At 64.0% G+C, this 6,927-nt stretch carries 6 protein-coding genes and 1 rRNA gene; 4 read left to right on the top strand and 3 right to left on the bottom strand.

Translation table 11 applies throughout. The features are described 5' to 3' along the window. The first annotated feature begins 206 nt into the window (after positions 1-206). Positions 207-322 (top strand): 5S ribosomal RNA (gene rrf, locus PT85_RS09260). Positions 323-445: 123 nt separating this feature from the next. Continuing rightward, positions 446-787 (top strand): hypothetical protein, encoded by a 342-nt coding sequence (locus PT85_RS09255; protein ID WP_039606489.1) that lies wholly within the window; start codon positions 446-448, stop codon positions 785-787. A 20-nt stretch (positions 788-807) separates the two neighbouring features. On the opposite strand, the gene PT85_RS09250 is transcribed toward PT85_RS09255, so the two are convergent. Continuing rightward, positions 808-3,420 (bottom strand): DEAD/DEAH box helicase, encoded by a 2,613-nt coding sequence (locus PT85_RS09250; RefSeq protein ID WP_039606488.1) that lies wholly within the window; start codon positions 3,418-3,420, stop codon positions 808-810. 297 nt (positions 3,421-3,717) lie between these two features. On the opposite strand from PT85_RS09250, the gene PT85_RS17775 reads away from it, so the two are divergent. Continuing rightward, positions 3,718-4,029: a DUF3509 domain-containing protein gene (locus PT85_RS17775; RefSeq protein ID WP_074467543.1), complete on the top strand. Its 312-nt coding sequence runs from the start codon at positions 3,718-3,720 to the stop codon at positions 4,027-4,029. Here PT85_RS17775 and PT85_RS09245 read toward each other — a convergent pair. Together PT85_RS09245 and PT85_RS09240 are read right to left on the bottom strand one after the other, a co-directional pair. Next, positions 3,953-4,783, bottom strand: a complete 831-nt coding sequence (locus PT85_RS09245; RefSeq protein ID WP_027590545.1) for an SDR family oxidoreductase — start codon at positions 4,781-4,783, stop codon at positions 3,953-3,955. The genes PT85_RS17775 and PT85_RS09245 overlap by 77 nt on opposite strands. Before the next feature lie 80 nt (positions 4,784-4,863). After that, positions 4,864-5,826, bottom strand: a complete 963-nt coding sequence (locus PT85_RS09240; RefSeq protein ID WP_027590546.1) for an outer membrane protein assembly factor BamD — start codon at positions 5,824-5,826, stop codon at positions 4,864-4,866. A gap of 128 nt (positions 5,827-5,954) precedes the next feature. Here PT85_RS09240 and rluD point away from each other — a divergent pair, with 128 nt between their 5' ends. After that, positions 5,955-6,926, top strand: a complete 972-nt coding sequence (rluD, locus tag PT85_RS09235) for a 23S rRNA pseudouridine(1911/1915/1917) synthase RluD (protein ID WP_027590547.1) — start codon at positions 5,955-5,957, stop codon at positions 6,924-6,926. The last annotated feature ends 1 nt before the right edge of the window (position 6,927 follow it).

Raw genomic sequence — 6,927 nt, 5'->3', positions numbered from 1 at the left:
GTTTTTGATTTTGTGGTGTTGGCAGGTTGGCGCCTAATCGGAGACGTGTGGTATCGTCGGCAGCGTCAGATGTGTATCAGAGTGAGAAGCAGATTGGGTGATGGTGAAGTCGACCAAACCGAAAATTTGCAACGAACCGCAAAGCCGACAGACATCACATACCCGTTTCGGGGTAGCGCCTTAACCGCGATGCCCCAACCGAATTGCTTGACGACCATAGAGCGTTGGAACCACCTGATCCCATCCCGAACTCAGCAGTGAAACGACGCATCGCCGATGGTAGTGTGGGGTCTCCCCATGTGAGAGTAGGTCATCGTCAAGCACCTAAAACCAAAACCCCAATCCGCAACCGCGGGTTGGGGTTTTGTCTTTGTTGGCTTTGCAAATTCAACTTTTCGCCCGTCAGGCCGTTAACTTCTTACATTCATTTTCTAGGCGCTCCGCAATGGCTGTTCAACAAGACAACGCTCTGATCAATGACCTGATGGAACAGGTACTATTCCTGGTTTCCCACCCCACTCTGAATGCGGAAGCGCCTGATCAACAGGAAGTGGATCAACTGTTCGCCGAGGTTCGCCAGAACATCTGGCACATGCTGTCCGAAAAACTGGACCTGGCTGGCAGGGAACTCAACGAGCACACCGCCAAAGCCCTCGATGCCATCATTTATGTGGTCACCGGGCTGGGTCAGTCCATTGGTGGGGCGGCCGACGAAGAGGCGCAGTTGGCTCTGCTGAACAAGGCGCGCGGAGAGGTCTGGTACGTGGTAGAAAACCACATCCTCTGACCCGGTGCTGGGCCCACTCGTTATTGCAGCGGGCCCAGCAGTGTGTTGACATCCTCTTCGCTGAGTTGCCAGCCACCCTCAGCGCCGCGAAGCAGGCCGTCGGCCAGCTGTGCCTTGTGGCGTTGCAGCTGCTGAATTTTTTCTTCCACACTGCCCCTGGCGATCAGCTTGTAGACGAAAACTGGTTTGTCCTGCCCGATGCGATAGGCGCGGTCACTGGCTTGCGCTTCGACAGCCGGGTTCCACCATGGATCGAAGTGGATCACCGTATCTGCAGCCGTCAGGTTGAGGCCGGCGCCTCCGGCCTTGAGGCTGATCAGAAAGACCGCATGCTTGCCAGCCTGGAATTCGCGCACTGGCGTGGCGCGATCCCGGGTGCTCCCGGTCAGCAGGGTGTAGCTGATATGGCGACGTTTCAGTTCCTGTTCGATCAGCTCCAGCATGGCGGTGAACTGCGAAAACACCAGTACCCGTCGGCCTTCGGCACTCAGTTCCTCCAGCATCTCGAGTGTGGCCACCAGCTTGGCCGAGTGTTCCGCCCTGCCGTGCCCTTCATCCAGTAGGCGTAGGTCGCAACAGGCCTGACGCAGACGCAGCAAGGCCTCAAGGATCACCAGCTGGCTGCGTGCCAGCCCCTGGCGCTGGATCTCCTCGCGCACCTTGCTATCCATTGCCAGGCGCAAGGCCTCGTAGCGATCACGCTGGGCCGGGGTCAGTTGTACCCACTGAGTGATCTCGGTCTTCGCTGGCAGTTCGGGGGCAACCTGTTGCTTGGTGCGGCGCAGCAGGAAGGGCTGCACCCGTGCGCGCAGCAGGGTAAGTCGTTCGAGATCGCTGTGTTTTTCGATGGGAGTTCGGTAATGGCGGGCGAACTCCTGCTCCCGTCCCAGCCAGCCCGGCATCAGGAAGTGGAAGAGCGACCAAAGTTCACCCAGATGATTTTCCAATGGCGTCCCGGTCAGACAGAGGCGTTGCCGGGCGTTGAACATTCCCAACGCCAACGCGGCCTTGCTGCGTGCGTTCTTGATGTTTTGCGCCTCGTCAAGGATCAGCAGGTGCAGGTGCTGACGGCTCAGTCGCTCGGCATCACGCGGCAGCAGGGCGTAGCTGGTCAACAGCAGATCATATTCCGCAAGCCGTCCGAATTCCTGATGGCGGCGCGGCCCTTGAAGAGCCAGAACCTTCAACTGCGGGGTGAATCGTGCGGCCTCATCCAGCCAGTTGGGAATCAGGCTGGTGGGCATGACAATCAGCGCCGGCGCGGTCAGTCGCCCTGCATTCTTCTCCGACAGGATGAACGCCAGGGTCTGCAGTGTCTTGCCCAGCCCCATGTCGTCGGCCAGTACACCGCCCATACCCAGCTCACCCAGCGCACGCATCCAGGCCACACCCTGTTGTTGATAGGGTCGCAACTGGGCCTGCAGGCCGGCGGGTTGTGGCATAGGCTGCGAACTCAGGGTGTTGAGCCGGTGCGCCAGTTCTCGCAACCGTTCACCACCCTCCCAGCGCAAGGCATCGTCCGCCGCCTCCAGCCGCTGCAGGCGTGCCGCATCGGCCAGCGGCAGGCGTAGCTGCTGCAGATCGGCCGGTTGCTCCTGGAAGTACAGCTCGCCCAGGTTCTGCAGCAGCGGCCTGAGGCGAGCCAGTGGCAAGGCTACGCGCTGTCCGCCGGGCAAGAGGGCGAAGAGAACCTCGTCATCCGCGGCGTCCTGCGCGTCGGCCGTCAGCAACCAGGGCCGGCTGCGAATGGCCTGCAGCAGAATGGGTAACAGGCTGATGCGCTGCCCGTCCACTTCGATGCCCATTTCCAGATCGAACCAGTTCGGATCGCTCGCTTCGTTGACGTGGGCATACCAGTGATCCACCTGGGCGAGGTTGAAATGAAAGTCCGGCAGGATGGTGATATTCCAACCCTCCTGGCGCAGCATTGGCACGCCATCGCGGGTGAACTGCATCCAACTGGTGGTATCGGGCAATTCGAAAGGCTCGCCATCCTTTTCGCCAAGGGCCTCGCTGACCCGCAGGGCGATGCTGAACCCCAGCTCGGCGAGGCGCTGGCGATAGAGGGTTTCGCGCTCCACATCACGGCGGATACGCAACTGGCGGCCCGGAGCGATGAAGCGCAGCAGGTCGCCGGTGGCCTTGCCGTGTACACGCTGTCCGTCGTACTCGAATGTCAGCGCGGCGCGGTGCTGGATCTGCTCGGTCATGCGCCCTTTGCGGGCATCGAAATGCACACGGACATGGCTGTTGAGCAGCAGGTGTGGCCGCGGTTCCAGGTCGGTGCGCAGGATCTGTTCGACTTCGGGCTCGCTGGCCCGCGGTGCGATGCCTCGGCGATGGGCATCCTCCAGGGCCAGCAGGGCTGCTACCACGTGCTTGCAGTTGTACCCCACCGGGCAGCTGCACAGGCCGTGCACTTCCCAAGGGGCGTTACTGCGGGGCTGCAGGCGTATGGACTGCCGATAGTCGTGCTCTTCGGAGCCCCGGCAGCGGGCTTTGAGAATCTGCCCTTCGATGGCGAGCAACGTGGAGCGGCCCTGTTCCGCGTAGCGCCGACCGCGCGCCACGCAGCCCCCTTCGAAACGCTCGAGCCAGTCGCGCTGGGTCACCCTGCGGATGTCGGCGCTCATGAGCGGCGATCCGCTGTTGGAGAAAGGTACAGGTCGAACTGCATCAACTTCACAGGCCGAATCAGGGAAACCGCAAATTCTCGCACGGCCGCCGGCACCTGGGCAGCCCCGGGCGATGCGTTGCATCGTTACAGGGCAGGATTGCGAGCGAGTTGCCGCGATGGTGCGCACCCGTGCGCAACCGGAAACGCCGCGATGCTCTGGAATGCCATAGTTGCCGTTGGTCGGAAGCCGCGCAAGCTGGTGCGCCCCTTGCTCTGCCTGTGATGAGACTTACCAACGGCGAGGGCGGCAACCATGTTCGATCCCTATCGGTACCTGAGGCTCGCCTTTGCGGATGACTTTCGCGTGTGCTTCAGCCCGCAGCGGGCGGATGGCAGCCGCCTGCTGGTGCTGTGCGATCGTCAGAACCGGCTGATCCGGCGCCGGCTGTCGGCGCGCGAGCTGCAGGATCCGGACGCGTTGCGCCGGCTGATTCGCAGCATTCGATTTGGCATCGCCATCGAACGTGGCCAGGCATTGCTCTGGCTGATCAGAACTGACGCCGTAGACCGAAACGCTTGCTCAGCACGCGATCCAGCACGCCGCCGGGTAACCAGGCGGCCATGAGCGGCAGGCTGCGGCTGCCGTTGCCCAGGCGCAGCACGCGGGGGCGTCTGCGCGCCTGGACAGCGGCGAGCACCGCGCGGGCGAAGTCCGCCGCGGGTGTCGGGTTTTGCTGGGAGGCTCTGGCACGGGCCCGGATGCCATCTCGCATTGGCCACCAGGGGGAGGACTCGTTCAGCATTGCCTCGGCCTGCTGGCTGGCATGAGCACCGAAGCTGGAGGCGATGGCGCCGGGCTGGACTTCCATGACCTGGATACCGAACGGTGCCAGTTCCAGGCGCAAGGCGTCGGAGAGTGCATGCACCGCAGCCTTGGAAGCGCAGTAGGCGCCAGCGAACGGCGTGACCAGCACACCGGAGACACTGCCTATGTTGATCACCAGGCCACGGCTGTCGCGCAGCAGGGGGAAGCAGGCGCGGGCCAGCTCGATCGGGGCGAACACATTGGTCTCGAACTGCCGGCGCAGCGCGTCGGCACCACCATCCAGCAGTGGGCCCATGGCGCCGTAGCCGGCGTTGTTGACCAGTACGTCGAGCCGTCCGGCCCGCTTTCGCAGATCATCGCCCAGCTCCAGTACCGCTTGGGCGTCGTTGACGTCCAAGGCCACGGCGGTGAATCCCGCCGCGGCCAGGGCGGCGAGATCCTCGGGTTTGCGGGCGGTGGCCCATACGCGGTAGCCGGCCGAGAGGAATGCATCGGCCAGGGCGCGGCCGATGCCACTGGAGCAGCCGGTTATCAGGGCAACAGGTTGGGTCATGGCGTGCCTCGCTCGTTGTTATGTCGGGCACTGTAAACAAAAAAGGGAGCGCCTGGCGCTCCCTTGTTTTGCATGGCCTGCTAGTCGAACAGGCCGAAGGTCAGGCGGCTCCACCAGGAGCGCTTGCGTTCCGTCTTCAGCTCGTCGGGCAAGGCGTCCTCGGCTTCCTCGTACTGGCGTTGCACGTCCTGGCTGGCCCGGGTTTCGCCGGGTTCCAGGGTGGTGTCGGTCTCTACCAGCCCAAGGGTCGCGCGGGCCAGCCAGCCGCGTTCGTCCATGCTTTCCCGCGGCACGAAGCGGCCGTTGTCCAGGCTCGGGTGCTGCGGGTAGTTGAGCTTCAGAGTCGCCAGGCTGCTGGCCGCGAGGTCATCCAGCCCCAGGTGCTGATAGGCTTCGACCATCAGGGCCAGGCCGTCACCCACCGCTGGCGTTTCCTGGAAGTTCTCCACCACATAGCGGCCGCGGTTGGCGGCCGCCACATAGGCCTTGCGGGTCAGGTAGTACTGGCCGACATGCACTTCGTTGGCGGCCAGGCGGTTGCGCAGGAAGATCATGCGCTGCTTGGCATCCGGGGCGTAGCGGCTGTTGGGATAGCGGCTGGTGAGTCGGGCGAATTCGTTGTAGGAGTCGCGCGCCGCGCCGGGATCGCGCTTGGACATGTCCAGCGGCATGAAGCGCGCCAGCAGTCCGTTGTCCTGGTCGAAGGCAGCCAGGCCCTTGAGGTAGTAGGCGTAGTCGACCTGCGGGTGCTGCGGATGCAGGCGGATGAAGCGATCGGCGGCGGACTTGGCAGCCTCCGGCTCCATGTTCTTGTAGTAGGCGTAGATCAGTTCCAGCTGCGCCTGCTCGGCGTAGCGGCCGAAGGGGTAACGGGACTCCAGGGCCTTGAGCTTGTTCACGGCGGTGGTGTAGCTCTTGTCGTCCAGCGCGGACTGCGCCTGGCGATACAGCTCGGCTTCGCTGAGTTCGTCGTCCTTGGACTCCTGGGAGGCGCAGGCGGCAAGGGCCAGGGTGGCGATCAGCAACAGATGTTTCACGTGCATGGCGGCTTGCGTCCCTGTGACGGCCGCGGGCCGTCCTGATATAGTGTGCGGCCCGGAACTCCGGGCCAGGACGCCGTATTTAATCACAAGCGCCGCCCCAGTCCAAAGGCCGCGCCCCGTTGCCCAGCATGTCACCGACTCCCACGCAAACCATTCAGCTGCGCGCCGAAGTTCCCTACGAACTGGGTGGCCAGCGCCTCGACCAGGTTGCCGCACAGCTGTTCGCCGACCATTCGCGCTCGCGCCTGACCAGCTGGATCAAGGACGGCCGCCTGACCGTCAACGGTGCGGTGCTGCGTCCGCGCGACATCGTGCACGGCGGCGCCGTGCTGGAGCTCGAGGCCGAGCAGGAAGTGCAGGGCGATTGGGTAGCCCAGGACATCGCCCTGAACATCGTCTACGAAGACGACCAGTTGATGGTGATCGACAAGCCGGCCGGCCTGGTGGTGCACCCGGCGGCCGGGCACGCCGACGGCACGCTGCTCAATGCGCTGCTGCACCATGTGCCGGGTATCGATCAGGTACCGCGTTGCGGCATCGTGCATCGTCTGGACAAGGACACCACCGGCCTGATGGTGGTGGCCAAGACCCTGGAAGCCCACACCACGCTGGTGGATCAGCTGCAGAAACGCACCGTCAGCCGCATCTACGAGGCCATCGTGATCGGCGTGATCACCGCCGGCGGCACCATCGACGCGCCCATCGGCCGTCATGGCACCCAGCGCCAGCGCATGGCGGTGAGCGTCGGCGGCAAGCCGGCGGTCAGCCATTACCGGGTGCTGGAACGCTTCCGCTCGCACACCCACGTGCGGGTCAAGCTGGAAACCGGGCGCACCCACCAGATCCGCGTGCACATGACCCACATCGGCTATCCGCTGGTCGGCGACCCGGTGTACGCGGGCCGCTTCCGCATTCCGCCGGCGGCCAGCCCCACGCTGGTCGACAGCCTGAAAAACTTCCCCCGGCAGGCGCTGCACGCGCGCTTCCTGGAGCTGGAGCACCCGACCACCGGCAAGCGCATGAAGTGGGAATCGCCGCTGCCCGAAGACTTCGTCTGGCTGCTCTCCCTGCTGCGCCAGGACAGCGAGTCCTTCGTCTGAT

The organism is Pseudomonas flexibilis, assembly GCF_000806415.1.
Classification (GTDB): Bacteria; Pseudomonadota; Gammaproteobacteria; order Pseudomonadales; family Pseudomonadaceae; genus Serpens; species Serpens flexibilis.
The sequence above is the reverse complement of the archived record's forward strand: the minus strand, read 5'-3'. Positions and strand labels throughout refer to the sequence as shown.

Excerpts from the sequence above, each read along its gene's own strand:
- PT85_RS09255 (WP_039606489.1), top strand. The coding sequence starts at position 446 with ATGGCTGTTCAACAAGACAACGCTCTGATCAATGACCTGATGGAACAG.
- PT85_RS09250 (WP_039606488.1), bottom strand. The coding sequence starts at position 3,420 with ATGAGCGCCGACATCCGCAGGGTGACCCAGCGCGACTGGCTCGAGCGT.
- PT85_RS17775 (WP_074467543.1), top strand. The coding sequence starts at position 3,718 with ATGTTCGATCCCTATCGGTACCTGAGGCTCGCCTTTGCGGATGACTTT.
- PT85_RS09245 (WP_027590545.1), bottom strand. The coding sequence starts at position 4,783 with ATGACCCAACCTGTTGCCCTGATAACCGGCTGCTCCAGTGGCATCGGC.
- PT85_RS09240 (WP_027590546.1), bottom strand. The coding sequence starts at position 5,826 with ATGCACGTGAAACATCTGTTGCTGATCGCCACCCTGGCCCTTGCCGCC.
- rluD (WP_027590547.1), top strand. The coding sequence starts at position 5,955 with ATGTCACCGACTCCCACGCAAACCATTCAGCTGCGCGCCGAAGTTCCC.